This is a genomic window from Streptomyces sp. NPDC048370 (assembly GCF_043200825.1).
In the GTDB taxonomy this organism is placed as follows: domain Bacteria; phylum Actinomycetota; class Actinomycetes; order Streptomycetales; family Streptomycetaceae; genus Streptomyces.
Genome location: NZ_JBICYI010000001.1, coordinates 493,026 through 519,032, shown reverse-complemented (window position 1 = coordinate 519,032; position 26,007 = coordinate 493,026). Strand labels below are relative to the sequence as shown.

Genomic DNA, 26,007 nt, shown 5'->3' with positions numbered 1-26,007 from the left:
ACCATGCCCCCCACCACCCCGTCTCCCGCGCAGGAGAGCGCGGCGACGCACGAGACGACCGAGCCGGGCCGGGGCGCGGAGCGCCGGGACGCGGCGATCGTGCTCGACTCCGTACACAAGCGGTACGGCTCCAAGCAGGCCGTGGACGGCATCTCGCTGACCGTGGCGCGCGGCGAGTTCTTCGGCCTGCTCGGCCCCAACGGCGCGGGGAAGACCACCCTGATCGAGATCGTGGAGGGGCAGCGGCACGCCGACTCCGGCACGGTCGCCGTGTTCGGGGAGAACCCCTGGCCCCGAAACGTCGGCCTGCTGCCCAGGATCGGCGTGCAGACCCAGACGTCCGCCTTCTTCGTCCGGCTGACGGCCCGGGAGCACCTGGAGACCGTCGCCGCGCTCTACGGCGCCGGCCGTGACGCCGTCGACAAGGCCCTGGACTCCGTCGGCCTGACCGAGCACGGCACGGTGCGCGTCGAGGACCTCTCCGGCGGCCAGCGACAGCGGCTCGCCATCGCCTCGGCCCTGGTGCACGAGCCGGAACTGATCTTCCTGGACGAGCCGACGGCCGCCCTCGACCCGCAGGCCCGCCGCGCGCTCTGGCAGGTCCTGCGCGATCTCAAGGGCGCGGGCCGCACCATCGTCTACACCACCCACCACCTCGACGAGGCCGAGGCGCTCTGCGACCGGGTCGCCATCATCGTGGACGGGCGGGTGCGCGCGCTCGACACCCCGGCGCGGCTGGTCTCCGCGGGCAGCCCCACCACCTGCCTGGTGGTCCCCGCCGGGCGGCTCTCGCCGGAGGCCGCGCGGGCCATCCCCGGCGTCCTCGGCGTCACCGAGGAGCCGGACGCGGTCGTCCTGGAGACCCTGGACGCGGGGCCCGTCCTCGCGGCGGTCGGCGAGATCGCCGGTCTCCACGGCATCCGTACCCGCACCGCGAGCCTGGAGGACGTCTACCTCCAACTGACCGGCGACGCCACCCCGCAGCCGTAGCCACGCCCCGCCCGGTCCACCGGACGTGGACAGAGTTCAGAGAACGGACACGGAGACACACCGCATGAGCGCATACGCCGCACTGACCCGCGCGGGCTACCGGGCCTACACCCGCGACAAGACCACCCTCTTCTTCACCTTCGCCTTCCCGCTGCTCTTCCTGGTCGTCTTCGGGCTGATCTTCCACGGCAAGGAGGTCGAGCAGAGCGGCCAGCCGTACATCAACTACATCGCCCCCGGCGTGCTGTCCTGGGGCGTCGCCAACGCGGCCGTCTTCGGGGTGGGCTTCGTCCTCATGCAGTGGCGCCGCGACGACATCCTGCGGCTCATCCGGATGACACCCGTCCGGCTGCCCGCCGTGCTCGCCTCCCGCTACTGGCTCGCCGTCGCCATCGGCATCGTGCAGACCGCGCTGTTCGTCGGCGTGGCACTGCTGCCCTGGTTCGGGCTGAAGCCGGCCGGGTCCTGGCCGCTCGTGCTGCCGGTCCTCGTCCTCGGCATCACCGCGTTCCTGGCGCTGGGCGTCATCGTCGGCTCGTTCGCCAAGACGCCCGAGGCGGTCGCGGCGGTCGCCAACTGCCTGATGATTCCCATGGCGTTCCTGTCCGGCTCCTTCTTCCCGCTGGACGCGATGCCCGAGTGGATGCAGAGCCTCGCCCACGCCCTGCCGCTCTTCTACCTCAACGACGGCGTCTCCGCCGCGCTCACCGGCAGCGGCTCGGGCGGCGACATCGCCGTGGCGTGCGCCGTCCTCGCCGGGGTCGCCGTCGTCCTCGGCGCCGTCGCGTTGAAGACCTTCCGCTGGAGCGACAAGTCATGACGACCCTGGCGCCGAGCACACAGTCCGCCGCCCCCGCGGGCGCACCGCTGGAAGCGGCCAGGGAGCTGCTCCAGCGCGCGCTGACCGCCCGCAACGCCGGGGAGGAGCGGCTGCCCGCGCCGCTGGTCGTTCCGCTCGGCGCCGCCGACACCCTCGGCTTCGGCCGCCCCGACCCGTACGCCCGGATCCGGCCCGAGGCCACCGTCCACCTCACCTCACGGGCCGTGCTGCTCGGCCCCTGGGGCGGCCGGGGCGACCCGGACGAAAAGGGCGAGGCGCGGGCCTGCGGGCAGTGCCTCGCCATGCGCTGGCAGCGGCTGCGCAGCCGCTCCGAGCGGGAAGCCCTCGAGCTCGGCCACGAACCCCACGGGGCCGCCGCCTGGCCGGTGTTCACCGACTACGCCCTGGACGCCGTCTGGGCCGCGTACCGGGCGACGCTCCCCGGCGGCCGCCCCACGGCGTCCGCGCCCGACGGCGACCTGCCCCAGGTCACCCGGGTCGACCTCGTAACCCTCGCCACCGCGACCTTCCCGCTGCTGCCCGAACCGCTCTGCCCCTCCTGCGTGCGCGAGCGCCCCGACACCGCCGAGTCGGCCCGGATGACGTTCGGCCCCGCACCCAAGCCCGACCCGTCCGGGTACCGGCTGCGGTCCCTCGGCTCGTACCCGCTGCCCACCACGGCCCTTGCCAACCCGGTCTGCGGCGCCCTCGGCTCCGACGTCTGGATCAACCCGGTCTCCACCACCACCGCCCCGGTGGCCGGCACCCACTTCGTCCGGGGCTACGCGGGCCTCAACGACGTCACCTGGAGCGGCCAGGCCAACAGCTACGGCACCAGCCGCACGCTGGCCCATCTGGAGGGCCTGGAGCGCTACGCGGGCACGCACCGCCGACGCGGCACGGCGCCCGTCTCCGCCTCGTACCACGAACTGGTCGCGGCCGGCACGCCCGTCCTCGACCCCGCCGAGTGCGGCCTCTACGCCCCGGAGACGTACGAACGCGACCACCTCGTCAGCCCGTTCGACCCCGACCGCGCCATCCCCTGGGTGTGGGGCCACTCGCTGCGCTCCGACGCGCCCGTCCTCGTACCGGCCCGCCTGGCGCACTACAGCGCGGGCGTCGACGCCGACAACTTCGTCTTCGAGTGCTCCAACGGCTGTGCCACGGGCGGGAGTCTCGAAGAGGCCGTCCTCTTCGGCCTGTTGGAGCTGATCGAGCGGGATGCCTTCCTGCTCGCCTGGTACGGACGCGCCCGGCTCACCCGGATCGACCTCGGCACCTGCCGTGCCCCCGCGATCCGTTCGATGATCGACCGGGCTGCGCTGCACGGCTACGACGTGTACGCGTACGACACCCGCATGGACCTCGCCGTCCCCGTCGTCACCGCGCTCGCCGTCCGCCGGGACGGCGGCCCCGGTGCGCTCTCCTTCGCCGCGGCGGCCGGCTTCGACCCCGAGGGCACCGTGGACTCCGCCCTCTCCGAGGTCCTCACCTACATCCCGCACCTGCCCTACCAGGTCGCCGAACGCCAGGGTGAACTGGAGGAGATGGCACGGGACTTCACCCAGGTCCGCCACCTCAAGGACCACGCCCAGCTCTACGGGCTGCCCTCGATGACCGTCCACGCCCGGGAGTACCTGGAGCCGGACGGAGTCCTGTCGCTCGACGAGGCGTTCCGGGACTGGGAGCCGCTGCGGCCCCGCACCGGGGACCTGATGGACGACCTGCGGCTGCTCCGTGACGACCTGGTCCGCGCCGGGCACGACGTGATCGCCGTCGACCAGACGACCCCCGAGCAGCGCCGGATGGGCCTGCACACGGTCGCCGCGATCGTGCCCGGCCTGCTGCCCCTCGACTTCGGCTGGACCCGCCAGCGGGCCCTGTTGATGCCCCGCCTCCGCACCGCCCTGCGGACGTCCGGCAGACGGGCGACCGATCTGCGCGAGGACGAGATCAAGGCCGTGCCGCACCCGTTCCCGTGAGCCGCCTCCGTACGGCCACGGAACGAGGGACAGCCCCCACCCGGGAGGAGTTCTCCGCCGGGAGGGGGCTGCCGGTCGCGGGATCCGCGAGATCAGGCGCTGCAGGAGGTGGTGCTGGTGGTGCTGGAGCAGGTGGAGGTCGAGGAGGACGAGGTGCACCCGGCGAGGACGACCTCGACCGCGTCCGAGTAGTCCGAGATCTCGAAGGTCTCCGACTCCAGCTCCAGGATCTCGTCGGCGAGGGTCGCGAGCTCCGTCTTGGGCGCCATGGTGTTCTCCTTCGCGTCACAGGGGTCCGCCGGCCGATCCGGAGGCACTCCCTTGCGATGCCTCATTCCAGCCGGGCCCGCTGTCAGATCGGCCGTCGTGCCACTGTCAGTTCGCTGTCACCCGGTGACAGCGCCCCGAAGGCCCCGCTGACCGGCCCGTACCGCACCCTCGCGAAGAGCGGCACGCCCAGCCGCGGCGGGCGACCGAGCCGCGGTGGAGGAGCCGGCCGCAGCACGAGACCGAGCCGCAGTGGAAGAGCCAGCCGTACCAGGAGATCGAGCCTCAGCAGGAGAAGACCCAGCCGCACCAGGACGCCCGGCCGTCCGCATCCCCGGCAGGAGACAGACATGGACACGACGCCAGCCACCGAGGTGCCCGAGGAGGAGCTGCGGCCCGCGCTCGAGCTCTACCTCGACCTGCACACCCACCCCGAGCTCTCCGGCCACGAGGCAGGCACCGCCGACCGCTTCGCCACCTGGCTGGAGCTCCACGGCTGCACCGTCGCCCGGGGTGTGGGCCGGGGCCACGGCGTCGTCGGCGTCCTGCGCAACGGCCCCGGACCCACCGTGATGCTCCGCGCCGAACTGGACGCCCTGCCCGTCACCGAACGCACCGGCCTGCGGTACGCCAGCACCGTCCCCGGTGTGATGCACGCCTGCGGTCACGACCTGCACCTGGCGGCGGCCGCCGGCGCGCTCGCCCGCCTCGCCCGCTCCCGTACCGCCTGGCGGGGCACGCTCCTGGTCGTCGGCCAGCCCGCGGAGGAGACCCTCCAGGGCGCGCGGGCGATGGTCGCGGACGGGCTGTACGAGCGGTTCGGCACCCCGGACCTCGTCCTCGCCCAGCACGCGGCCCCGCTGCCCGCCGGGACGGTCGCGCACGCCGGGCCCGGGCCGCTGATGCCCGCGAGCACCTCCCTGGAGGTCGTCATCCACGGACGCGGGGGCCACGCCGGAGCCCCGCACCTGTCCGTCGACCCCGTGCTCACCGCCGCCGCCACCGTCGTACGGCTCCAGTCGGTGGTCGCCCGCGAGACCGCGCCCGCCGAGCCGGTCGTCCTCACCGTCGGCTCCCTGCGGGCCGGGGACCGCGCCAACGTCATCCCCGACCGGGCCGAACTGAGCGTCTCCACCCGGGCGTTCAGGGACGCGACGCTCGCCCGGGTCGACGCGGCGGTCGAACGGATCGTCCGCGCCGAGTGCACGGCCTCCGGCTGCCCGAGCGAACCGGAGTTCAGCGTCACCGCCCGCTCGCCCGTCCTCGTGCCCGACGCGGCCGCGACGGCCGCCCTGCGTCGGGTCCACGAGGCGGCGCTCGGCGCGCGCCGGGTGACGCTCACGCCACCGCTCACCGCGACCGAGGACTACGCGGCCTTCGGCACGGGCGGCGTCCCGCTGGCGTACTGGCTGCTCGGTACGGTCGGGGCGGCGCGGTGGCGCCGGGCGGTGGAGTCGGGCGAGCCGGTCCCGCCCAACCACGCGCCGGAGTTCGCCCCCGACGTACGGACCGCCCTGCCGACCGGCATCACGGCCCTCGCGGCGGCCGCCCTGCACGTCCTCACGGTGGGAGAGGGGACATGATCGTGACCGACCACGCGATCCGGTTCGTCGACGTCATGGCCGTACGCCACGACGGCACGGCCCCCGCCGGACCGACGACGGTGGTCCGCCTCCTCTGCCTGCTGCCGGGGCACTGGCACTGCGCCCCCGAGGTGGCCGCCGACCGCATCCGGCTGCGGATCACCCTGGACGAGGACGTCGACCGTACGGCCGTGTACGGGACGGTGGTTGCCGTTCTTGCGGACGCCGCGCTGGACGGCTGGTCGGTGCCGGGCTGACGACGTACGCACCGTGGCTCTGACGGCCCTTCCGACGTACGCGGTGCCCCCGGTGTCAGATCCAGCCGCGCTCGCGCGCGAGCAGCGCGGCCTGGGCCCTGCTGTTGGCGCCGAGGGTCTGGAGCAGCTCGGCCACATAGCGGCGGTAGGTGCGGACCGAGACCTCCAACTCGCGTGCTCCCGCCTCGTCCTTGGCGCCGGTGCACATGAACGCGAGCACCTGTCTCTCCCGCTCGGTCAGCTCCTGGCCGCCCGGTCCCGAGCCGTCGGGGCCCGCGGAGGAGCCGAGGTCGTCGGCGCCCTCCCAGATCTTCTCGAACAGCGCGATGATGTTGGTGACCAGGCCGCTCTGGTGGGCGAGCAGCGCGCCCCGTGCGGTGTTGCGGGGATCGAGCGGCACCAGCGCGGTGCTGCGGTCGTACACGATCATCCGCTCGGCGGTGTCCCCGGTGACCCGTATCTCGGCGCCGTGGGCGGCCAGTTCGCGGAGGTAGTCGGCCGTCGGCCGGTCGTCGAGCGCGGCGCGTACGACGACGTTGCGGATCCGTACGCCGCGTCGCAGGCACCGCAGGTCGAGCGGCCGGGAGCGGGCGATGTTCTCGGGGGAGAGTCGCGGAGACGTCTCGACGGCCAGGATCTCGTCGCGGGCGAAGAAGGCGAGGTCGTCGATCCGGTTGCGGATGTTCGACAGGCCGTCCAACTGCTCGATGCCGACGGAGGTCTCGGTGCGGGCCGAGGTCTCCGCGCGTAACCCGTCGATGACGTGCCGGGATCGGGTGACCCGCTGCAACTCCCGGTGCAGCTCGGTGAGCCGGCGGTCGGTCAGCCGGGTCAGCGCCGCCTCGGGCTCGGCGGGGGAGACCCGTCCGTCGGCCCGCTCGGGGTGGAGCAGTTCGAGGGCCCGCAGCCGCGCGAGGCAGGCGCGGGTCTCGTCCGGGTCGGTGTGCAGCAGCAGATGGACGTCGTCGGCGGGGGTGTCCGGGTTGCGGAGGAAATGCCGGTACAGCTCTTCCTCCAGAGCCGACACTCCGAACACGGCCATCTCGTTCTCGGCCACGTGCGCATCGCCCCCTGTCGCTGATCCACGGTGGCGGTGTGCGGATCTCGCGGGCCACCGGTGTGGTCGTGGGAACACTAGATGATCGCACCGCGAACCGTGACCGGCTCGGACCGGAGCGTGTACGAAGCGTCGGTGAATTGTGGGTGGTTCCCACCATTGTGGACCCCCGTGGGGCCGGAGAGGCGGGGCCGGCGACCACGCCGACCAGGAGTCCGCCCAGGAGTCCGACCAGGAGTCCGCCCAGGACGTCTCCGGCCACCCGGTCGTGTCCCGGCGCCGCGTACAGTGGGGGCGGGCGCGGCGTGATCACGAGGAGTACGAGTGACCGCGGTGAGTCTTGAGCACACCACCGTCCCCGCCGACACCGGCGAGGTGACCCTGCTGATAGCGCGCCGGGTGGAGCCCGGCCACGAAGCCGTCTTCGAGCGGTGGGCGAAGGGCATTCTCGAGAGCGCGGCCGCCTTTCCCGGCCACCTCGGGTACGGGCTCTTCCGTTCGTCCGGCGGCGACGCCCCCTGGTTCCTCGTCCACCGGTTCCGGGACGCGGAGGCCTGCAGGATCTGGCAGGAGTCGCCGGAGCGCGCGGCCTGGTTCGCCGACTGCCAGGGGCATCACCACACCGAGATCGCCCGGCGGAAACTGACCGGCATGGAGACCTGGTTCGCCAAGCCGGGCTCGACGCGGCCCGCGCCGCCGCGGTGGAAGATGGCGATCAGCGCGACCCTCGCGATCTATCCGATCTCCCTCCTCGGCAGCTACTTCCTGGTGCCGCGGCTGACCGCGCTGCCGCTCGTGCTGAGCAGCGCGGTCATCGCCTGTGTCTTCAACGTCCTGATGACGTACGTGGCGATGCCGGCCGTCAGCAGAGTCCTGAGGGGCTGGCTCACCCGCTGAGCGGCCTGTGGGGCCGTCCGGCGGATCAGGGCCGGAGGCACCGGGTTCAGGCGGCGTCCGTGACCCGTGCCTGGTGGACGCGCAGGTGGAGGGTGGCCAGGTCGAGGAGTGGGGTGGGTACGGTCAGGGCACGCGCGCGTGCCACCAGGTCGCCGAAGAGGTGCTCGACCTCCGTCGGCCGTCCGGCGACCAGGTCCCGGTAGAGCGAGGGCACCATGGGCGACCCGGTCGCGGACACGATGCCCAGCGTCGCCGCCCGCTCCGGCTCCGGTACGGGATGCCCCGCGGCGCCTGCCACCGCCGCCGCCTCCGCGAGGACGGCCGGGCCGAGCTCCACGCCGCCGGGCACGGCGTTGACCTCGCCGACCGTGCCGCGCATCAGGCTCGTCACCGCGCCGAACGTGGTGATGAACACCCACTTGTGCCACATGGAGGTCAGCACGTCCTCCGGCACCAGGACGTCGATGCCGGCCTCGGTCAGCACGGACCGGACCTTCTCCACGCGCGCGGTGGGGACGCCGTCCTGCTCACCGATCGTCAGATGGGCGAGCGGCGCGAGCCGGACGATGTCCCCGTCGTCGTCGAGCGTGGTGACCACCTTGGCGACGCCGCCGAGGACCCGCGCGGCGCCGAAGCGGGCGTTCAGGGCGTCGATGTGGGCCAGGCCGTTGAGCAGCGGCACGATCGCCGTGTCCGGTCCGACGGCCGGCGCGACGTCCTCCACCGCCTGCTCCAGGGCGGTGGACTTCACCGAGAGCAGGACCAGGTCGTACGGCGTGGTCAGCTCGTCGGCCGTGACGAGTCGGGGCGCGAACGACCACTCCTCGCCCCGGCCGACGAGACGCAGACCGCGCTCGCGAAGCACGGCGGCGCGGCGCGGACGGACCAGGAAGGTGACGTCCTGTCCGGAACGGGCCAGCAGGGCGCCGAAATAGCCTCCGGTGGCTCCGGCGCCGACGACCAGGATCTTCATGAGTGCGGACCTCTCGGGGAACGGTGCGTGGTGGACGGTACGAGCAGGGGGCGGAGCAGCCGGTGCGGGCGGGCGAGGGCCGCCGTCACCGGGTCGTCGTCCTCGGCCGCGGGGGCGAGGCCGGGTCCGGGCGCCACGAGGATGTCGCCGATCGGGACCGGGGCCCCGCACCCCGTACAGCGGCCGTCCTCGGCGAGCGGCGCGTCGTCGTCGGCGTGGCGGAACACGCGGCGCGGGCCGCCGCCCGCCCCGTAGAACGCGTCGCCCCAGGAGGTGAGCGCGCGGACGGCGGGCCAGAGCGCGACGCCCTTGGCGGTCAGGGCGTAGACCTCGCGGCGTCCGGTGTCCGGCAGCCGGGTGAGGACGCCGGACTCCGTGAGCATGGCGAGCCGGTCGGCGAGCACGGCGCGGGGGAGGCGGAGATGGGCGGCGAACTCGCCGAACCGACGGACCCCGAAGAAGGCGTCCCGCACGATCAGGAGGGTCCAGCGCTCTCCGACGACCTCCATGGAGCGCGAGAGGGCGCAGGTCTGGCCGCCGTAGTCACGGGGGAGTGGCATGCGGCAGACGGTAGCGCAAAAGAGTTCGGTGGTTGAACTGATTTCCGGAAAGGGGGTGCGGGACAGCGGACGGGGATGCCGGAGGGAGGGGCAGGTGGGGATGCCGGAAGGGGCGAGGGGGATGAAGGAGATGGGAGCGGCGGGGGATTAGGCTCGGCTCACGATGAAGACGACTCCACCGACCCGGGAGCCCAAGGCCGACAAGGCGAGCGTGCGACGGCACAACCTGAGCCTCGTCCTGCGCACCGTCCACGACGCGGGCGAGACGACCCGCGCGGCCGTCGCGGCGCACGTCGGCCTCACCCGCGCCGCCGTCTCCTCCTTGGTCGAACAGCTCCTGGAGCAGGGCTTCCTGGTCGAGTCGGGCAAGACCTTCAGCGGGCAGGCGGGGCGGCCGGGGACGGTCCTGAAGCCTGCCGACACCGGTCCGGCCGGGCTCGGGGTCGAGATCAACGTCGATTACGTGTCCGTCTGCGTCGTCGACCTCGCGGGAGCCGACCGCGTCCGGGTCACCGAACCCCTCGACAACCGTGCGGCCGAGCCGGCCGAGGTGCTCGCGCGCGCCGCCGGGCTCGCGGCGGAGGCCCTGCGGAGCGCGGCGGAACGGGACCTGCGCCCGGCCGGTGTACGGCTCGCCCTGCCGGGCCTCGTCTCGTACGGGACGGTCCACCAGGCCCCGAACCTCGGCTGGAACCGGGTGCCCGCCGACCGTCTGTTCGGCGAGGCACTCACCGCGCTGCGGGCGGGGCGGACGGGGACGCCAGGCATGACGGGGGCGCCCGGCACCGCCGGGGCGCCGTCCCCCGAGCTCCCGGTCGCCTCGGACAACGAGGCGAACGCCGCCGCGCTGGCGGAGCTGTGGTTCGGCGCCCTCGCCGAGGTACGGAGCTTCCTGTACCTCACCGGCGAGATCGGGGTCGGCGGCGCGATCGTCGTGGACGGCGAACTGCTGCGCGGCGCCCACGGCTTCGCAGGCGAGATCGGCCACCTGCCCGTGGACGCCGACGGCCCCCTCTGCCGCTGCGGCTCGCGCGGGTGCCTGGAGCAGTACGCGGGCCAGTCCGCGCTGCTGCGGGGATCGGGAGCCGCCGGGGTCGAGGAACTGGCGCGCGCCGCCGACGCGGGGGAGCCCCGGGCGGTGGCCGCCGTCGAGGAGGCGGGCCGGATGCTCGGCCTCGCGCTCTCCGGCGCCGTGAACCTGCTCGACCCCGAGGCTGTCGTCCTGGGTGGGATCTACCCCCGGCTGATGGCCCGTCTCGGCCCGGCCGTCGACGCCGAACTCGCCCGCCGCGTGGTCTCCGGCCTCTGGACCCCGGCGGCGGGCCGCCTCCGCGCAGCCTCCCCCGCGACCCCGGCGTCGCGCGGCGCGGCCGCGTACGTGATCCGCCAGGTCCTGATGGATCCCCTCGCGTACACGACCTGACGCCCTCCCGGCCGACCGCCGACACGCAGTCGACGGCGCCGGCGCGTTCTCGCCCCCGCCCCCGTCCCCGCCGCCTCCGTAGCCGTCCGTTCCGCGCCCGCCCCGACTCTCATCCCACTCTCACGTAGGCCTTATCCAGCCATCACCGCGCGCCCCTAGCTTCGCGCACATGTTCTTCACCTACCTCCGGCGCGAGCTGCGCCGTCGCAGAAAGGCGGCGCTCGTCGTCGCCTCCGGGCTCGCGCTCGGGATCGCGTTGGTCATCGTCGTCAACTCAGTGGCCGCCGGCATGAAGCAGGCCCAGACCCAGGTCCTGGAGTCCCTCTACGGTCTCGGCACCGATCTGACCGTCACCAAGGCCCGCGAGGAGCCCCAGGCCGGTCAGCAGGCGCAGCGGCCGCGGTTCGAGTTCGACGCCAACGAGGACGGCGAGGAGCAGAGCAGCGACCGCCTGATGGTCCAGGGGTTCCAGACCCTGGCCGCCTCCACCGTCACCACCGTCGCGAAGCAGGACGGCGTCGCCCAGGCCGTCGGCGGCCTCAGCCTCACCAACCTCAAGATCGACGGCGAGTTCAAGCGCGGGGAGTTCAAGCAGACGCAGCCCGCCCAGCCCGGCGGCAACGGCGGCGCCGGCGGTGGCGGCGGCAACAGCGGCGGCGGGGGCCGTGTCGAGGGCGGAGGCGCCGCCTTCGACGTCAACTCCTTCAGTCTCTACGGGACCGACGTCACCGCCCCCGATCTCGGCCCCCTCACCACCTCCACGATCTCCAAGGGCCGTACCTTCCATGCAACCGAGACCGACGCCAAGTCCGTCGTCGTCGACAGCGCCTACGCCAAGCAGGAAGGCCTCGACGTCGGCGAGACCCTCACGGTCAAGGCGGTGAAGTTCGAGGTCATCGGCATCGCCACCGCCGACAGCGGTCAGGCGGCCGCCCAGGTCTACCTGCCGCTCAAGCAGGCGCAGACCCTGTCCGACTCCAAGGACAAGATCACCACCGTCTACGTCAAGGCGACCGATTCGACGCGGATCGACGCCGTCAAGGCCGCCATCCAGAAGAACGTCGCGGGCACCACGGTCACCACATCCGCCGACCTCGCCGAGACCGTCTCCGGCTCCCTCGACACCGCCGCCAACCTGGCCACCAACGTGGGCAAGTGGCTCTCGTACGCCGTCCTGGTCGCCGCCGTCCTCGTCGCCGGACTGCTCACCTCCTCCGCCGTCAGCCGCCGCGTGCGGGAGTTCGGCACGCTCAAGGCGCTCGGCTGGAAGAGCGGCCGGGTCACCCGGCAGGTCATGGGCGAGGCGCTCGTCAACGGCCTGATCGGAGGCGCCCTCGGCATCGCCGTCGGCCTCGCGGGCGCGTACCTGGTCACCGCCGTCAGCCCCACCCTCACCGCCGAACTCGGCGGCGGCGCGCTGACGAGCGGCGGCCCCGGCGGCGGGCGGATGCTCGGCGGACCCGGCATGGGCGCGGTCCGTGACGGCGCCGCGGGCGGCAACACCCTCGACATCGCCCTCACCGCACCCGTGAACGTCACCACCGTCGGCCTCGCCGTCCTGCTCGCCCTCGGCGGCGGGCTCGTCGCGGGCGGCTTCGGCGCCTGGCGCGCCTCGCGCCTGCGCCCCGCGGACGCGCTGCGCCGCGTCGAGTAGCCGCCGGCCGGCAGCCCGAACCCCTTCACGTATCGCAGGAGTTGCACCATGTACGAACTCACCGGCGTCACCAAGCAGTACCGCAGGGGCCAGGAGAGAGTCGACGCGCTCGACGGCATCGACCTGACCATCAGGGAGGGCGACCGCCTGGTCATCCAGGGGCCCACCGGCGGCGGCAAGTCCACGCTGCTGCAGATGTTGGGCGGCCTCGACCGGCCCACCTCCGGCAGCGTGGTCCTCGACGGTGTCGATCTGGCCAAACTGCCGGAGAGCCGGCTGACGGCCGTCCGCAGCCAGAACATCGGTTTCGTCTTCCAGTCCTTCAACCTCATCCCTACGCTCACCGCCCAGGAGAACGTCGAGACCGCGCTCGTCCCCCTGGGCATCAAGGCGGGCGAGCGGCGCGGCCTGGCGGCGGAGGCGCTGGAGTCCGTCGGCCTCGGCGAGCGCCGGGCGCATCTGCCGTCCGAGCTCTCCGGCGGTCAGCAGCAGCGCGTCGCGATCGCCCGCGCCCTGGTGAAGCGGCCCAAGGTGCTCCTCGCGGACGAGCCGACCGGCAACCTCGACGAGTCGATGCGCGACGAGATCGTGGACCTCCTCGAAGGGCTCTGGAAGGAGCACGGCCTGACCTTCGTGATGGTCACCCACGACAGCGCCATCGCCCGCCGCGCCCCCCGCCTCGCGACGATCCGCAAGGGCCGGATCACGATCAAGGAGAACCGCCACGCGGACGTCGGTCAGGCCTGAGTCCGGCCTGACCGGATCGGTCGCGGACCACGGCCCCCCGGGTCCTGTCATGATGTGCGCCACCAGCACGCACAGGTGTGCGGCGAACGACCGTACGCAACATGACCCGGGGGGGTTCGTGGGAACGGGAACGATCGGTACCGCGCTGACCGAGCTGAGATCGGCCCAGAAGTCCGCGAAGGGGGTCTCGCTCTACTCGCGGTTCGTCAACCGCCCGGTGGGGCGCCTCCTCGCAGCCGGCTCGTACGCGGCCGGGCTGACACCCAATCAAGTCACCATGGTCAGCGCGGTGTTCAGCTTCGCCGCCGTCGCCGGCCTCGCCCTCGGCACCCCGTCCTGGACGCTCGGCCTGCTGGTCTGGCTCGGTCTCGCCGTGGGCTTCGCCTTCGACTCCGCCGACGGGCAGCTCGCCCGGCTGCGGGGCGGCGGCAGCCCGGCGGGAGAGTGGCTCGACCACGTCGTGGACTGCGCCAAGATCACCGCGCTGCACCTCGCGGTACTGATCGCCTTCTACCGCCACCCCGGCCACTTCGGTACCGACGCCGACGGCTGGCTCCTGGTCCCCCTCGGCTTCCAACTCGCCGCCGTGGTCACCTTCTTCGGCGGCCTGCTGACCGAGAAGCTCAAGCCCCGCCCCGCGCCCGGAACCCCGGCGGCGCAGCCCTCGACGCTCCGCGCGGTGGCCCTGCTCCCCGTCGACCACGGCGTCTTCTGCCTGGTCTTCCTGCTCCTCGGCGGCGGAACCGCGTTCCGTTGGAGCTACACCGCGCTCGGCGCCGCGAGCGCCCTGTTCCTCCTCGCCTTCCTCGCCAAGTGGTTCCGGGAACTCAGCGCAGCCCCTCGCTGACGCCGCCGATCCCGCCGATCCCGCCCACGCCCGTTCCGGCGCCCGTGCCCGGCTCGGCCTCCTGCGTCAGGAGGTCGAGCGCACGCCGGAGTTGGGTACTGGAGGTGTGCATGGTGTACGGGAAGTAGACGATCTCCACCCCCACCCCCGCGAAGTCCCGCTCCAGCCGCTCCCCCTTGGGCGTACCGCGCCAGTCGTCGCCCTTGAACAGCACGTCGAACCGGACCTGTTTCCAGGTCTCCAGCTTGTCCGGCACCGTCTCCACGAAGGCCGCGTCGACGTACTTCACGTTGCGCACGATCTCGAGCCGCTCGACCAGCGGGATCACCGGCCGTCGGCCCTTGGCGAGCTCCGCCATCTCGTCCGAGACCACCCCCGCCACCAGGTAGTCGCACTGACTGCGCGCGTGGCGAAGGATGTTGAGGTGTCCGATGTGGAAGAGGTCGTAGGCCCCTGGTGCGTAGCCGACGCGGTACGGCCTTCCTGCGGTCATATGTGAAACCCCCCAGGTGCGTTCGCGCTCCCCAGCGCGAAGGAGTTCCGACGATAGCGTGCACGTTCCGTTGAGAGTGGGTGAACGACTAGGGTGAAGTCCGGTTCGCGTCACTGGGGGAGAGGGGCGGTCGCGTGGGCGAAGTGACGGCGGAGGGCGGCGACTTGGGAAAGCCGGGCGCGCGCAGGCGCCTGCTGATGGTGTCCACGAACTACGCCCCGGAACACGCCGGGATAGGCCCCTACGCCACCCAGATAGCCGAGCACTGGGCGGCGAGCGGCCACGAGACCCACGTCCTCGCCGGAATGCCGCACTACCCCTCCTGGTCCCTCGACCCGGCCTACGCCGGGGCCTGGCGCCGTACCGAGGAGCGTGCCGGAGTCGTCGTCCACCGCCGACGCCACACCGTCCCGGCCCGCCAAACCGCCCTGAAGCGCGCCGCGTTCGAGGCGAGCGTGCTCGCCCACGGACTCCTCGCCCCGCCCGGCATGTCCCGGCCGCATGCCGTCCTCGCCCAGATGCCCAGCCTCGCAGGCGGCGTCATCGGCGCCCGCCTCGCGGCCCGTTGGCGCGTTCCGTACGTTCCCGTCGTCCAGGACCTGATGGGCGCGGCCGCCGCGCAGAGCGGGATCAGGGGCGGTGACCGCGCCGCCGCGCTCGCCGCCCGCGCGGAGACGTACGCCCTCCGCCGCGCCGTGCTCGTCGGCGTCATCCACGAGACCTTCGTCGACAAGGTCGCCGCCATGGGCGTCGACCGACACCGCATCCGGCTCGTCCCCAACTGGTCCCATGTGCCGCGCCCTTCGGCGCCCCGCGACGAGACCCGGCAGCGGCTCGGCTGGGGCGAAGGCGAGACCGTCGTCCTGCACTCCGGCAACATGGGGCTCAAGCAGGGGCTCGATGTCCTCGTCGAAGCGGCCCGGCGCGACCCGAAGATCAGGATCGTCCTCCTCGGCGACGGCAACCAGCGAGCCCATCTCGAGCAGTTGGGCAGCGGAATCCCCAACCTGGACTTCATGGCACCCGTCGACGACGACGCGTTCCCCGACACCCTCGCCGCCGCCGACGTCCTCGCCGTCACCCAGCGCGCCTCGGTCCTCGACATGAGCGTGCCGTCCAAGCTGACCTCGTACTTCGCCGCCGGACGCCCCGTCCTCGCCTCCGTCGCCGCCGAGGGCGGCACCGCCCAGGAAGTGCTCCGCTCCGGCGCCGGAGTGCTCGTACCTCCGGAAGACCCCGACGCGCTGCTGGCCGAAATCCGTAGACTCGGCGAGGATCCGACCGCCGCCGAAGCGCTCGGCGCCCAGGGGCCCCTTCACGTCGAGGCCCATCTGACCCGAGCGGCCGGTCTCGCCCGGATCGACGCACTCATCGACGAGGCTCTGGGGGGTCCGAGCACGTGACACACTCGCACGTCACCGCGGTGGAGGACGACGAACCGGAGCTGCTGCGCGACCAGTTCCGACAACTCCTGCGCTACCGCGCGATCATCACGGCCGGCATCGGCATCGGACTGCTCGGCGGCGTCTGGTTCGGGATGTCCAACGCCGACACCTACGTGGCCACCAGCCAGGTCGTGCTGCGCGCCCCCGTCAACGACCCCTTCAACCCCAGCATCTCCCAGGACAAGACCCTCAACATGGGGTCGGAGCGGCAGACCGCGCTCAGCAGCAGCGTCGCCGAACAGGCCGCGAAGAAACTCGGCTGGACCGGCACCATCGGCCGGCTGCAGAAGGACCTCCAGGTCACCAACCCGCCCCAGAGCCAGGTCCTCCAGTTCAGCTACACCGCCGACACCCCCCAGGCCGCCGCCGACCGCGCCAACGCCGTCACCCAGGCCTATCTCGCCCTGCGGCAGAAGCAGTGGACCGATGTGCGGGCCACCATGCTCGCCGGGCAGCAGCGCCAGCTCGACGAAGTGGCCAAGAAGCACGACCAGAAGACCAAGGAACTCGACCGGATGCCCGACGGGGCGGCCCGCGACGCCGAGTACGGCGTCAAGACCAACCTGCTCAACCGCATCAACGAGCTCGACGCCCGGATCAGCCAGCTCAAGTCGCTCGACATGTCCCCCGGCACCGTCATCCGCGTCGCCACCGCCCCCGGCTACTCCGACGGCCCCGGGCTCCCCATGAGCATCGGCCTCGGCGCCCTCGTCGGCGTGGCGCTCGGCCTGCTCGCCGCCTGGGTCCGGCTCGTCTTCGATCCGGCGCCGCGCTCCGCGGGCGACGTGGCCCGCGCGGTCCGCGCCCCCGTCCTCGGCACCCTGCCCAAAGGCGCCACCGACGTCCTCCTCGCCGACGACCACACGGACGCCCGGGTCGCCGAGGAGTACCGCTCCGTCGCCTTCCGGCTCGCCTACGACCAGCGGTTCGCCGACCGCCGGCGCCTCCTCGTCGTCGCCCCGCGCGGCTCGAACGAGGCCGCCGTCGCCGTCGCCTCCCACCTCGCCGCCTCCTTCGCGGAGACCGGCAAGGACGTCCTGCTCATCGAGGCCGACCTGCGCGACCCCACGCTCAAGGGGCGGCTGCGCGCCCACGCGGCGGCCGCGCCCCGCTGGAGCAGCCCGGTGGAGAACAAGGAGAACGAGGAGGGCGGCTGGCCCAGCAGGCGCCAACTCTCCGTCGACGCAGGCGAGTCGGGCTCCTTCGGCCTGGTGCCCGGCGAGCGGGTACGGAACGTGGCGCGCGCCCTGACAGGGCCCCGGGTCTCCCGGCTCATCGCCGAGGCCGACTCGCCGAACGCGACCGTCGTCGTCCTCGCCCCGCCCGTCCTCAACTACGCGGACGCCCTCGCGCTCGTCGACCGCGTCGACGGCGTCCTCGTCGTCTGCGACCCGCGCGGTGTCCACCGTACGGACCTCCAGCGCATCCGGGAGCTGATAGCGGGCGCGGGCGGCACCGTCCTCGGCGCCGTCGTGCACACCTCGGGCCGGCGCCGCCGCGCGTCCAAACAGGACGGCCGTCGCGGGTCGAGCGGAGGCAGACGGTACGCGCCGCCGCCCAGGACCGAGGAGTTCGCCGCCGAACCCGAACAGATCCTCCTCGGCGACGGCTCCGACACCGTCGCCCTGCGCTCGCTCCGCCCGGAGGACCTGCGCACCGGCGACATCCGCGCGGGCGACCGTTGAGACGTGCCGTGACCGTCGCCGCCTCGGTCCTCGACCAGGCGGCGGCCAGTCTCACCAACATCGCCGTCCTGGTGATCGCGGCACGGGCCTCCAGCGCGGACGGCTTCGCCGCCTTCTCCATGGTGTACATCGTCTTCACCGTGCTCCTCGGCCTCGGCGCGGCCTTCGTCGGCCAGAGCGTCGTCCTGGAGAAGGGCGAGGACCACGAGGTCGGCGCGGCGGTCCGCGCCGCCGTCACCTTCACCGCCGCCGCCTCCACGGCCACCGGAGTCCTGCTCCTGGGCGCCGGCGCCGCCATCGGCGGTCCCACCGGCCTCGCCGTGCTCGCCCTCGGCGCGGTCCTCCCGGTCGTCCTCGTCCAGGACGGCCTGCGCTACGGCTTCTCCGCGCTGCGCCGGCCCCACCTGGCCCTCGCCGCCGACCTGCTCCGGCTCGGCTGCGTCGTACCGGCGCTGCTGCTCCAGCCGCACGGCGGCTCACCGGCCCGCCTCGTCCTCGTCTGGGGCCTCTCCGCGCTGCCCGCCACCCTGCTCGGGCTGGCCCTGCTGCACCCGTACGTACGCAACCGGCCCTGGTCGCCCCGCCGGTATCTGCGCCGGGAGCACCTAGGCCGGCGGTTCGTCGTCGAGTTCGTCGTCGGCAGCGGCTCCAGCCAGCTCGCCGTCCTCGGCCTCGGGCTCCTCGCGAGCCCGCTCGTCGTCGGCGCGCTGCGCGGCGCGACCACCCTCTTCGGCCCGCTCAACACGCTCTTCACCTCGGTCAACGCCTTCGGCCCGCCGCTGCTCGGCCGGGCAGGCTCCCGCCGCGCGACGGTACGGGCCGCCGCCGCGCTCGCCGCCGTCCTCGCCGTCGTCGCACTCGGCTGGGCCGCCGTCCTGTACGCGCTCCCGGACCGCGTCGGCCGCCAACTCCTCGGCGCCACCTGGCAGTCCACCGCCGAACTGCTCCCCGCCACCGGCAGCCAGTACGCGGTGATGGCGGCGGGCACCTGCGCCCTGGTCACCCTGCGCGTCCTCAGCCCGCGCGCCACCCTCTCCGTACAGGTGGTCTTCTCCCTGCTCTCCGTCGCCCTCATGCTCGTCGGATACGTCCTCGGCGGCGCCCCCGGGGCGGCCTGGGGCCTGGCCGCCGGCTCGGCGCTGAAGGCCTTGGCCGCATGGATCCGGGTGAAGCGCACCCGCCCGGAGCCCGTGGCCACGAGCCCGGAGGATCAGCGCAGCGCCGCGCCCTTGTCCTGACGCCAGGTGGTGACCAGGGCGATGCAGATCAGCGCGATCGCCACCCGGCCCGAGGCCTGGAGCAGCGGGCCGCGCAGCAGGATGAAGGAGTAGCCCGCCACCAGCGGCACCACCAGGGAGATCAGACTGCCCGGCGGCGCCCTGCGCGTGCCCCGGCGGGCGAACCGCCCGTCGCCCCTGGCCGCCGCGTAGCCGAGGCCCGTCATCCCGGCGGCCATGCCCACGGCCCCGAAGTCGATCCACAGCTCGGCCCAGACGGGGGAGGAGAGGTTGGTGTTCACCGTCCCCATCCACTGGCCGACCATCACCCCCGTGTCGCGCGGCTTGCCCGGCCACACCGAACGCGGCACCGCGAAGAAGACGGACCCGGCAAGCTGACGGCCGTACCGGTGCCGACTGCCCGAGTTCACCAGCGTGATGGTGTTGGCGAACATGCCGACCTGGTCGTAGTCCTTGAGCGCCAGCGGCTCCAGGACCGACGTCGTCTCGACCGGCCGGTAGTTCTTCTCGTCGTACCGGAAACGGTCGGAGAACGGGAAGACGATCAGCGCCATGACCACTCCCAGGCTCAGCGCGGAGCGGTACATCGCGGCGCTCACCGGGAAGGCGGTGAACAGCAGCGAGAACATCACCGTCAGGAACCAGTACCGCGGGTTCGAAATGGGGTTGTTCACCACCAGGTTGAGCAGCACCAGGGCCAGGAAGACGGCGACCACCGTGGGGCGGCGCCGGGCCCGCCGCGAGGTGACCAGCCACCGGCAGTACACCAGGAGGGCGAAGAGCGCGGGCACGGTCCCGAAGCCGCGCAGGAACGCCTGACCGGCCTGCGAGTCCGCCTGGGAGACGCCCGCCTCCTCGATCCCCGCGATGATCTCCTGACGGCTGGAGAAGAACACGGCGGGCCCGCCGAGCTTCATGACGAAAAGACCACTGCACGCGAAGGCGAGCAGCACGAGCAGATACAGCCGGCGCCGGTGCACCAACGCCGGTCGCCCCTCGGCCCGTCGGGACGTCCCCGGTCGGCCGCGGGCCAGCAGGGAACCCACGTCGAACGCGGCGCAGCCGACCAGGACCAGGGCCACCGCCGTCGTCAGATCGGAGCGCGGACCCACCACCGGCGTCGGCACCCGGCCCAGGACGGCCTGGGCGAGCGGCGCCACACCCATCGCCATGTAGACGAAGAGCCAGAACGAACCCTGAAGCAACTTACGTCGGTTGGTGAGGATCATCGCCGAGAGCCGCGCCCCGGCGTACATGGTCAGCGCGATCTGGAGGTAGTACGCGGCGTCGTGCACGCCGGCGCCGGGCTGGATCGCCACGAGCAGGGGCAGGAACACCGTGAAACCGAGCACGAGCGGGATCGACAGGGCCCGCGACAGCAGCGTGCGCGGAGACACGGCGGGTGCGAGGAGCAGCGGCGCCGGCACGGCGGGTTTCGGTCGCTCCGGGGTTTCCGTACCGCGCACCTCGGTCGTCATCGCACCCCCTGAAGCCCGGGAGCCACGGCTCCCCGGACGTCGAAGTCCCCACCCCTGACCGTCACTTCACGCCAGTCTACCGACGCCCGCCTTTCACCTCGCGTCAACCGTTAGTCTGAACGCCGGGCGCCTGGGGAGGCGCCGGTGGGGGTGAACTCATGCGGAATCTACCGGCCTTCACACTGGCCGGATACGACAAGGGCCGCGGCAGACTCGTACAGGCCCTCTGGTTCGCGGTCATGAACACGGTCTTCATGGCGTGGTTCTGCCCGGCCCGGCTGCGGGTCGCGCTGCTCCGGGCCTTCGGCGCGACCATAGGCGACGGCGTGCTCGTACGGCACCGGGTCAGGGTCCTTTGGCCCTGGAAGCTCACCGTCGGCGACCACACCTGGATCGGCGAGGGAGCCTGGCTGCTCAACCTGGAGCCCATCACCCTCGGCGCCCATGTCTGCGTCTCCCAGGAGGCGTTGCTCTGCACCGGAAGCCACGACCACCGGGCCGCCGACTTCCGCTACCGCAACGCCCCGATCACGGTCGAGGACGGCGCCTGGATCGCGGCCCGCGCCACCGTCCTCGCCGGAGTCACCGTCGGCAGGCACTCCGTCGTCGCCGCCGGTACGACGCTCCACAAGGACCTCCCTGAGCTCACCCTGCACACGGCCGAGGGCCGCCGCCCCGTACCGGTGCCCGCGTGAGCGGCCTCGGGGGCGTGAGCGGCCTCAAGGTCCTGCACGCGGTCACGCTGCACAGCCCCACCCACGCCTTCGGCGGACCGGTCAGGGTCGCCGTGAACCTCGCCCGGGGGCTCGCCGCACGCGGCCACCAGGTCCGGCTCACCGCCCTCGGCGACGGCTTCCCCGGCCCCCTGCCGACCGACGTCGACGGCGTGCCCGCCCGGCTCTACCGGGCCCGCTCCGTCCTCCCGCTGGGCTTCAGCGGCATCACCTCGCCCGCCCTGCTCGCCGGGGCCGGCGCACTGGTCGAACACGCCGACGTGGTCCACGTCCACCTCGCCCGCGACCTCGTGACCCTGCCCGTCGCCCTCGCCGCGCTCCGGGCGGGCCGCCCACTGGTGCTCCAGACGCACGGCATGGTCGACCCGAGCGACAAGCCGCTCGCCAAGCTCCTCGACGCGGTCGCCGTCCGGCGCGTGCTGCGCGGAGCCTCCGCCGTCCTGTACCTGACGGACCGCGAGCGCCGGGACCTGGACGCCGTCGTCGGCGGCCCGCTCACCGGCGCCGTACGCCTGGTCAACGGCGTACCGGCCCAGGAGCCGCGCCCGGCACCGACGGGGCCGCCGCGCATCCTGTACGCGGCCCGGCTCCAGTCCCGCAAACGGCCGACGGACTTCGTGGCGGCCGTCCCGGAGATCCTGCGCCACCACCCGGACGCGACCTTCGTCCTCGCGGGACCCGACGAGGGCGAGCGGGCGGCCGTCGACGCGCTCGTCGCGGAGCTGGGCGTCGGCGACCGGGTGAGCCTGCCGGGGCCGCTGACCTCCGAGCGGATGCTCGACGAGCTGCGCAGGGCGCACGTGTACGTCCTGCCCTCGGTCGACGAGCCCTTCCCGATGTCCGTCCTGGAGGCCCTGTCGGTGGGTACGCCGGCCGTCGTCACCACCTCCAACGGGCTCGCCCGGGACATCGCGGAGGCGGGGGCCGGCAGGGTGGTCGAGGACGCGGCGGGCCTGGCCCCGGCCGTACGCGCGCTCCTGGAGCCGGGCATGAACGACTCCGCGTCGGCGGCGGCCCGGAAGCTGGCCACGGAGGCGTTCTCGATGGACGCGGTCCTGGACACGCTGCTCGGGGTGTACGAGCGGGCGTCGGACGTGCGCTGACCCGGCTCAGGCTCCTCATGGGGAGAGCCCGGTGCGGTCGTCGGACCGACACCGGGCTCTCTCGTACGGGCGCTAAGGTCTTTCGTTTGGATCAGGCCCGGCATGATCCAAACGAGAGGCCCTAGACGGGCAGCCAGGCGTAGCACGCGCTGGAGGTGAACTCCCGTGTCCCCGCGGGGATGTCGGCGCGCGCCTTGCCCTCGGAGCCGGTCGCGGGGCCGGAGGCGAGGACCGTGCCGTCCGCGCCGAGGGCCTGCCACGTGCAGGCGGGGTTCGTGGTGAGGGCGCGGTAGCCACCGGGCTTCGGGCTGCTCACGGTCCCCTCGCCGAAGCCGGTCTTCGCGGTCGTGAGGAGCGGCTTCTGTGCGGTGCACAGGTGGGCGATCACGGCCTCGGCGTCCGGGACGTCCCCGGCGATGATCGCGCCGACGGCCGCGTCCCTGTCCCGTTTGGCGGTGCGCTCCAGGCGCTGGCAGGACTCCTGCCCGGTCTGGAGCACGGCGGCCGGGTCCGTGTTCTGCGGCACCCGCCCGCTCAGGTACTTCTTCTCCTTCTCCGTGAACGAACCCGTGACCGGCTTCAGCTCCGAGTCGGGCACGACCGGCCCCTTGGTCGGGGAGGCGGTGGGACCCGCGGTCTCCGCCGCCTCGGCCTGCCGGTCGGGCACGGTCGCGGAGCGGGAGGGACCGGCGGCCTTCGGCGGCCCGTCCGCGCCCCCGCCCTTGCCGTCGGAGGAGGAGCAGGCGGTCAGGGCGAGCAGCGCGGCGAACACGGCCGCCGCCGCTGCCCGGCGCCGGTGAAGAGGTCGACGCATGAGGGAACTCCCGTGGTACGTCGGATGCGGGGCCCGGTCGGCCGGGCCCCGCATCCGGTGGTGGAGGGGCGGTGACCGATTACGGCGCGCCGAAGGTCAGCACCAGCTGCGGAGTGCCCTCCGCCGCCGTCGCCTCGGACGACCAGAGCCACAGCGGATCGGTCCCGGCGCTGGTCAGCGCCAGGCTGTACGAGCCGCCGAGCGCCGCCGAGACCGCCGAGGTGTTCAGCGTGGCGGAGTAGACGGTCGAGCCGTCCACCGCGCCTTGCAGCGACCCGATCGGACCCGAGCCGAGGGCGGGCCGGTTGTTGTACGTCACCGTGTCCTCGGCCCATGTCCCCGTTACCGGCACGACCGACACGGAGTCGGTCGAGCCCGCGCCGGTCATCGTGGTCGTCTTCACCGCGAGCCGGGCGCTCTTGAGGACCTTGCCCGCCGGTGCGGCGGGCAGCGGGAACCGCAGGTACGACTCGTACGCCGAGGTGCCCCGGACCGCGAGCGAGCTGGACGTGCCGTAGTTCGTGCCGGGCGCGCCCGCGTTGGCGTACGTGTCCTCCGAGGCCGCGACGGTGGTGACCGTGTCGGCCGGGGCGGAGGCCAGGCTGTGGTGCTGGGCGACCTGCGTGCCGGTGAGCGCCGACGGGTAGACGGCGGCCTCGTCGAGCTGGCCGGCGAAGAAGGTGCTCGTCGGGCGCAGGGGCCAGCTGCCGAGGCTGTCGGCGCCGACGTGCCAGTAGCCGTCGTAACTCTGGTTGGTGGTCACGCTGTTGGAGCCGACCAGCTTGCCGTCGACGTACAGCCGCATGCCCTCCGGGCCCTGGGTGCCCACGGCGTGGTGCCAGGCGCCGTTGTTGTACGAGCCGAAGGAGGTGAGGGTGCGCGTGGACCCGGTGTACACGCCGAACACGATGTTGCCGGTGTTGGTCATGTAGAGGTGCTTGTCGTAACTGGTGCTGTTACGGGTCGTGTTGTTGCCGAAGCCGATGAGTTTGCCGCCGCGGTTCGTGGTCGTCCTGAACCACGTCTCGATGGTGAAGGGGCCGCTGACGGACTGCCGCCGGTCGCTGTGGATCTGCTCGTCCGTGCCGTTGAGAGCCACGGCCGTGGAGGCGCCGGAGACGGCGCCCGGGGTCTGGCGCAGCGCGGGGGCGTTGACGTACAGACCGCTGTTGTCGCCGTTGGAGGAGTCGGCCGCGTACGGCGTGGTCGACTCGTCGAAGCGCCAGTACAGCGAGGCGCCGTCGGCGATCACGCGGGAGGCGTACGCCTCGGGCGAGGTCGGCACGGTCACGGTGGAATTCGCGGACAGGGCACTGGTGTTGCCGACCGCGTCCTCGGCCGTCACCCGGTAGCTGTAGGTCTGCCCCGGGGTGACGCCGGTGTCCTTGAACGACACCTGGGGGCGCGACCAGTGCAGCGAGTCGCCCTGGACGGTCGCGATCGGCGTCGCGCCACCGTTGCGGTAGACCTTGTACGTCAGCTTCGAGTCGTCCAGGTCGAGGCTCGATCGCCAGCGGATCTGGACCGCGTTCGGGCCGACGGCGGCGGCGCTCGCGACCGGAACGGTCGGCGCGCCGGTGTCGGGGCCGGAGGCGAAGCGGGTCAGACCCTGCGCCGGGGCCCCGTTGGTGGTGGTGAACTCACCGCCCACCCAGAGGTACTTGGTGGCTCCGGTGCCCGAGATGGTGAAGACGCGCGGGCCGATGCCCTCGCCGATGCCGTCGTTGGTGTCGGGGAGCCAGCCGAGCTTGCCGGTCGACGTCGTCGGCTGGGCGAGCAGGTGGTAGCGGCGCCCGTCGGGGAACTCGCCGACGCTGGAGCAGTCGTGGGCGTGCGAGGCGCTGTACAGCACGCCCTGGTAGGAGCGGACGGCCTGGGTGGCGCCCAGGCAGGTGTCGCGCCAGCGCTGCTCGAAGTTCGAGAGGTTCAGGGCGATGCGGCCGTCGAAGCCGCCGGTGCCCTCGTTGGCGGTGTAGAAGCCGGTGGCGTCCGTCTCGATGTCCTTGACGACGGAGCTCGTCTGGATGAAGCCGGGGTAGGCCTTGGTCACGGCGCCGGTCGTGGCGTTCACCACGGCCAGGGCGTGCGAGTTGGCACCGTTGACGGTGAAGAAGTCGCCGCCGAGCAGGACGTGCTGTCCGTCCGGCGTCACCTCGACGGCCCGGCCCGGCTCGTCGGCGTTGGCCGTGAACGGCAGCAGCTCACCGGCCGTGGTGATGGCCGCGAACCGCTGCCGCGTCTGCCCCTCGACCGTCCCGAAGTCGCCGCCCGCGTAGATCGTCGTGTCGGTGACGGCGAGCGCCCGCACGGTCGCGGGGAAGCTCGGGGTGAAGGCGGGCCTCGGCGCGCAGGTGGCGATGTCGATCGCGGCGAGGCTGGAGACCGGGGTGCCGTTCACGGCACCGAAGTAGCCACCGGCGTACAGCGTCTTCTTGTCCGGCGAGACCACGAGCGTGCGCACGGTCGCGGTGCCGCTGCCGACGGTGAAGGAGAGGGTGCAGTCGGTGGGCGCGCCCGTGGCCGCGTCCATCGCCGCGAAGTTGACGGCGCTCTTCGGAGCGCCGGTGACGCCGTCGGGCGGGCGCACCTCGGAGAAGGTGCCGCCGACGAAGACGGTGTCGTTCGTCTCGGCCAGTGCCCAGACGACACCGTTGGTCTGCCAGGTCGGCAGATCGTCCGCGGTGAAGGCCACCGGCGGCGTCAGGGCCGCGGCCGTCGGGGCCAACGAGCCTCCGGCTCCGGCCGCGACGGTCAGGACGAGGGCAGCGGTGAGCCCCCAGGATCTACGCATGTTCCCCCCAGGCGTGATAGCCCAGTCAATGTGGCGTGAAGTGGTGCAACTGCCATCTGATGAATGCGAACTGTACGACGAACTGACAACCGGAAAAGGCCACTTGGTGAATCCCGTACCGTCCGGCCCCACAGCCGCCCGGGTCGCCACCGCCCCGTGCGCCCCTGCC

The 26,007-nt window shown here is 73.0% G+C and carries 23 protein-coding genes; 15 read left to right on the top strand and 8 right to left on the bottom strand.

The window, feature by feature from the left end:
• Nucleotides 1-3 precede the first annotated feature (3 nt).
• From ACGFYP_RS02245 to ACGFYP_RS02235, 3 genes are all read left to right on the top strand, one after another.
• Nucleotides 4-990: an ABC transporter ATP-binding protein gene (locus tag ACGFYP_RS02245; RefSeq protein WP_393485416.1), complete on the top strand. Its 987-nt coding sequence runs from the start codon at nucleotides 4-6 to the stop codon at nucleotides 988-990.
• 64 nt (nucleotides 991-1,054) lie between these two features.
• Nucleotides 1,055-1,810, top strand: a complete 756-nt coding sequence (locus ACGFYP_RS02240) for an ABC transporter permease (protein WP_393485414.1) — start codon at nucleotides 1,055-1,057, stop codon at nucleotides 1,808-1,810.
• Nucleotides 1,807-3,792, top strand: a complete 1,986-nt coding sequence (locus ACGFYP_RS02235; protein WP_393485411.1) for a TOMM precursor leader peptide-binding protein — start codon at nucleotides 1,807-1,809, stop codon at nucleotides 3,790-3,792. The genes ACGFYP_RS02240 and ACGFYP_RS02235 overlap by 4 nt, the downstream gene beginning before the upstream one ends.
• 92 nt (nucleotides 3,793-3,884) lie before the next feature.
• Here the strand turns inward: ACGFYP_RS02235 and ACGFYP_RS02230 are convergent, their stop codons facing one another.
• Nucleotides 3,885-4,061: a thiazolylpeptide-type bacteriocin gene (locus ACGFYP_RS02230; protein ID WP_015609023.1), complete on the bottom strand. Its 177-nt coding sequence runs from the start codon at nucleotides 4,059-4,061 to the stop codon at nucleotides 3,885-3,887.
• 348 nt (nucleotides 4,062-4,409) lie between these two features.
• Here ACGFYP_RS02230 and ACGFYP_RS02225 point away from each other — a divergent pair, with 348 nt between their 5' ends.
• Nucleotides 4,410-5,642, top strand: a complete 1,233-nt coding sequence (locus ACGFYP_RS02225) for an amidohydrolase (protein ID WP_393485408.1) — start codon at nucleotides 4,410-4,412, stop codon at nucleotides 5,640-5,642.
• Complete coding sequence (locus tag ACGFYP_RS02220) at nucleotides 5,639-5,899, top strand: hypothetical protein (RefSeq protein WP_393485406.1); 261 nt, start codon at nucleotides 5,639-5,641, stop codon at nucleotides 5,897-5,899. The genes ACGFYP_RS02225 and ACGFYP_RS02220 overlap by 4 nt, the downstream gene beginning before the upstream one ends.
• A gap of 55 nt (nucleotides 5,900-5,954) precedes the next feature.
• Here the strand turns inward: ACGFYP_RS02220 and ACGFYP_RS02215 are convergent, their stop codons facing one another.
• Entirely contained in the window at nucleotides 5,955-6,956 is a 1,002-nt protein-coding gene (locus ACGFYP_RS02215; RefSeq protein ID WP_393485404.1) for a LuxR C-terminal-related transcriptional regulator, read from the bottom strand.
• Between the two features lie 324 nt (nucleotides 6,957-7,280).
• Here ACGFYP_RS02215 and ACGFYP_RS02210 point away from each other — a divergent pair, with 324 nt between their 5' ends.
• Complete coding sequence (locus tag ACGFYP_RS02210) at nucleotides 7,281-7,853, top strand: antibiotic biosynthesis monooxygenase (protein WP_361965188.1); 573 nt, start codon at nucleotides 7,281-7,283, stop codon at nucleotides 7,851-7,853.
• A gap of 46 nt (nucleotides 7,854-7,899) precedes the next feature.
• Here ACGFYP_RS02210 and ACGFYP_RS02205 read toward each other — a convergent pair whose 3' ends face one another.
• Nucleotides 7,900-8,826 (bottom strand): ketopantoate reductase family protein, encoded by a 927-nt coding sequence (locus tag ACGFYP_RS02205; RefSeq protein WP_393485401.1) that lies wholly within the window; start codon nucleotides 8,824-8,826, stop codon nucleotides 7,900-7,902.
• Nucleotides 8,823-9,386: a winged helix-turn-helix transcriptional regulator gene (locus ACGFYP_RS02200; protein ID WP_393485399.1), complete on the bottom strand. Its 564-nt coding sequence runs from the start codon at nucleotides 9,384-9,386 to the stop codon at nucleotides 8,823-8,825. Before ACGFYP_RS02200 ends, ACGFYP_RS02205 begins: the two co-directional genes overlap by 4 nt.
• A 163-nt stretch (nucleotides 9,387-9,549) precedes the next feature.
• Here ACGFYP_RS02200 and ACGFYP_RS02195 point away from each other — a divergent pair, with 163 nt between their 5' ends.
• The 4 genes from ACGFYP_RS02195 (at nucleotide 9,550) to ACGFYP_RS02180 (ending at nucleotide 14,057) form a co-directional block, all read left to right on the top strand.
• Nucleotides 9,550-10,809, top strand: coding sequence for an ROK family protein (locus ACGFYP_RS02195; protein WP_393485397.1), 1,260 nt, complete (start codon nucleotides 9,550-9,552; stop codon nucleotides 10,807-10,809).
• Nucleotides 10,810-10,978: 169 nt separating this feature from the next.
• Nucleotides 10,979-12,463 carry an ABC transporter permease gene (locus ACGFYP_RS02190; protein WP_393485395.1) on the top strand — a complete coding sequence of 495 codons (1,485 nt, stop codon included), beginning with the start codon at nucleotides 10,979-10,981 and terminating at the stop codon, nucleotides 12,461-12,463.
• A gap of 48 nt (nucleotides 12,464-12,511) precedes the next feature.
• Nucleotides 12,512-13,210, top strand: coding sequence for an ABC transporter ATP-binding protein (locus ACGFYP_RS02185; protein ID WP_393485393.1), 699 nt, complete (start codon nucleotides 12,512-12,514; stop codon nucleotides 13,208-13,210).
• A 118-nt stretch (nucleotides 13,211-13,328) separates the two neighbouring features.
• Nucleotides 13,329-14,057, top strand: coding sequence for a CDP-alcohol phosphatidyltransferase family protein (locus tag ACGFYP_RS02180; protein ID WP_393485391.1), 729 nt, complete (start codon nucleotides 13,329-13,331; stop codon nucleotides 14,055-14,057).
• On the opposite strand, the gene ACGFYP_RS02175 is transcribed toward ACGFYP_RS02180, so the two are convergent.
• A complete protein-coding gene (locus ACGFYP_RS02175) occupies nucleotides 14,038-14,550 on the bottom strand; it encodes an adenylyltransferase/cytidyltransferase family protein (RefSeq protein WP_393485390.1) in 513 nt (170 codons plus the stop codon). The genes ACGFYP_RS02180 and ACGFYP_RS02175 overlap by 20 nt on opposite strands.
• Before the next feature lie 197 nt (nucleotides 14,551-14,747).
• Between ACGFYP_RS02175 and ACGFYP_RS02170 the strand changes: the two genes are divergently transcribed.
• Genes ACGFYP_RS02170 through ACGFYP_RS02160 form a run of 3 tightly spaced genes read left to right on the top strand, consistent with a single transcriptional unit; the run spans nucleotide 14,748 to nucleotide 18,918 of the window.
• Complete coding sequence (locus ACGFYP_RS02170; protein ID WP_393486011.1) at nucleotides 14,748-15,953, top strand: glycosyltransferase family 4 protein; 1,206 nt, start codon at nucleotides 14,748-14,750, stop codon at nucleotides 15,951-15,953.
• The gene (locus tag ACGFYP_RS02165; protein WP_393485388.1) at nucleotides 15,950-17,680 is read left to right on the top strand and encodes a lipopolysaccharide biosynthesis protein; all 1,731 of its coding nucleotides are present in this window, start codon (nucleotides 15,950-15,952) and stop codon (nucleotides 17,678-17,680) included. The genes ACGFYP_RS02170 and ACGFYP_RS02165 overlap by 4 nt, the downstream gene beginning before the upstream one ends.
• A complete protein-coding gene (locus tag ACGFYP_RS02160; RefSeq protein WP_393485386.1) occupies nucleotides 17,677-18,918 on the top strand; it encodes a hypothetical protein in 1,242 nt (413 codons plus the stop codon). The genes ACGFYP_RS02165 and ACGFYP_RS02160 overlap by 4 nt, the downstream gene beginning before the upstream one ends.
• Here the strand turns inward: ACGFYP_RS02160 and ACGFYP_RS02155 are convergent.
• Complete coding sequence (locus tag ACGFYP_RS02155; protein ID WP_393485384.1) at nucleotides 18,891-20,396, bottom strand: hypothetical protein; 1,506 nt, start codon at nucleotides 20,394-20,396, stop codon at nucleotides 18,891-18,893. The two genes, ACGFYP_RS02160 and ACGFYP_RS02155, sit on opposite strands and share 28 nt — an antisense overlap.
• A 158-nt stretch (nucleotides 20,397-20,554) precedes the next feature.
• Between ACGFYP_RS02155 and ACGFYP_RS02150 the strand changes: the two genes are divergently transcribed.
• Together ACGFYP_RS02150 and ACGFYP_RS02145 are read left to right on the top strand one after the other, a co-directional pair.
• The gene (locus tag ACGFYP_RS02150; RefSeq protein WP_361965210.1) at nucleotides 20,555-21,091 is read left to right on the top strand and encodes a WcaF family extracellular polysaccharide biosynthesis acetyltransferase; all 537 of its coding nucleotides are present in this window, start codon (nucleotides 20,555-20,557) and stop codon (nucleotides 21,089-21,091) included.
• Nucleotides 21,088-22,233, top strand: a complete 1,146-nt coding sequence (locus tag ACGFYP_RS02145; RefSeq protein ID WP_393485381.1) for a glycosyltransferase — start codon at nucleotides 21,088-21,090, stop codon at nucleotides 22,231-22,233. Before ACGFYP_RS02150 ends, ACGFYP_RS02145 begins: the two co-directional genes overlap by 4 nt.
• Nucleotides 22,234-22,354: 121 nt before the next feature.
• On the opposite strand, the gene ACGFYP_RS02140 is transcribed toward ACGFYP_RS02145, so the two are convergent.
• Nucleotides 22,355-23,047 (bottom strand): hypothetical protein, encoded by a 693-nt coding sequence (locus ACGFYP_RS02140; protein ID WP_393485380.1) that lies wholly within the window; start codon nucleotides 23,045-23,047, stop codon nucleotides 22,355-22,357.
• A 79-nt stretch (nucleotides 23,048-23,126) separates the two neighbouring features.
• Complete coding sequence (locus ACGFYP_RS02135) at nucleotides 23,127-25,838, bottom strand: DNRLRE domain-containing protein (RefSeq protein ID WP_393485378.1); 2,712 nt, start codon at nucleotides 25,836-25,838, stop codon at nucleotides 23,127-23,129.
• Nucleotides 25,839-26,007 lie beyond the last annotated feature (169 nt).

What these genes read in the sequence shown, in the direction of transcription:
- ACGFYP_RS02195 (WP_393485397.1), top strand. Translation starts at nt 9,550, where the DNA reads ATGAAGACGACTCCACCGACCCGGGAGCCCAAGGCCGACAAGGCGAGC.
- ACGFYP_RS02240 (WP_393485414.1), top strand. Translation starts at nt 1,055, where the DNA reads ATGAGCGCATACGCCGCACTGACCCGCGCGGGCTACCGGGCCTACACC.
- ACGFYP_RS02135 (WP_393485378.1), bottom strand. Translation starts at nt 25,838, where the DNA reads ATGCGTAGATCCTGGGGGCTCACCGCTGCCCTCGTCCTGACCGTCGCG.
- ACGFYP_RS02140 (WP_393485380.1), bottom strand. Translation starts at nt 23,047, where the DNA reads ATGCGTCGACCTCTTCACCGGCGCCGGGCAGCGGCGGCGGCCGTGTTC.
- ACGFYP_RS02220 (WP_393485406.1), top strand. Translation starts at nt 5,639, where the DNA reads ATGATCGTGACCGACCACGCGATCCGGTTCGTCGACGTCATGGCCGTA.
- ACGFYP_RS02175 (WP_393485390.1), bottom strand. Translation starts at nt 14,550, where the DNA reads ATGACCGCAGGAAGGCCGTACCGCGTCGGCTACGCACCAGGGGCCTAC.
- ACGFYP_RS02205 (WP_393485401.1), bottom strand. Translation starts at nt 8,826, where the DNA reads ATGAAGATCCTGGTCGTCGGCGCCGGAGCCACCGGAGGCTATTTCGGC.
- ACGFYP_RS02190 (WP_393485395.1), top strand. Translation starts at nt 10,979, where the DNA reads ATGTTCTTCACCTACCTCCGGCGCGAGCTGCGCCGTCGCAGAAAGGCG.
- ACGFYP_RS02185 (WP_393485393.1), top strand. Translation starts at nt 12,512, where the DNA reads ATGTACGAACTCACCGGCGTCACCAAGCAGTACCGCAGGGGCCAGGAG.
- ACGFYP_RS02245 (WP_393485416.1), top strand. Translation starts at nt 4, where the DNA reads ATGCCCCCCACCACCCCGTCTCCCGCGCAGGAGAGCGCGGCGACGCAC.
- ACGFYP_RS02200 (WP_393485399.1), bottom strand. Translation starts at nt 9,386, where the DNA reads ATGCCACTCCCCCGTGACTACGGCGGCCAGACCTGCGCCCTCTCGCGC.
- ACGFYP_RS02170 (WP_393486011.1), top strand. Translation starts at nt 14,748, where the DNA reads ATGGTGTCCACGAACTACGCCCCGGAACACGCCGGGATAGGCCCCTAC.
- ACGFYP_RS02155 (WP_393485384.1), bottom strand. Translation starts at nt 20,396, where the DNA reads ATGACGACCGAGGTGCGCGGTACGGAAACCCCGGAGCGACCGAAACCC.
- ACGFYP_RS02150 (WP_361965210.1), top strand. Translation starts at nt 20,555, where the DNA reads ATGCGGAATCTACCGGCCTTCACACTGGCCGGATACGACAAGGGCCGC.
- ACGFYP_RS02235 (WP_393485411.1), top strand. Translation starts at nt 1,807, where the DNA reads ATGACGACCCTGGCGCCGAGCACACAGTCCGCCGCCCCCGCGGGCGCA.
- ACGFYP_RS02225 (WP_393485408.1), top strand. Translation starts at nt 4,410, where the DNA reads ATGGACACGACGCCAGCCACCGAGGTGCCCGAGGAGGAGCTGCGGCCC.
- ACGFYP_RS02230 (WP_015609023.1), bottom strand. Translation starts at nt 4,061, where the DNA reads ATGGCGCCCAAGACGGAGCTCGCGACCCTCGCCGACGAGATCCTGGAG.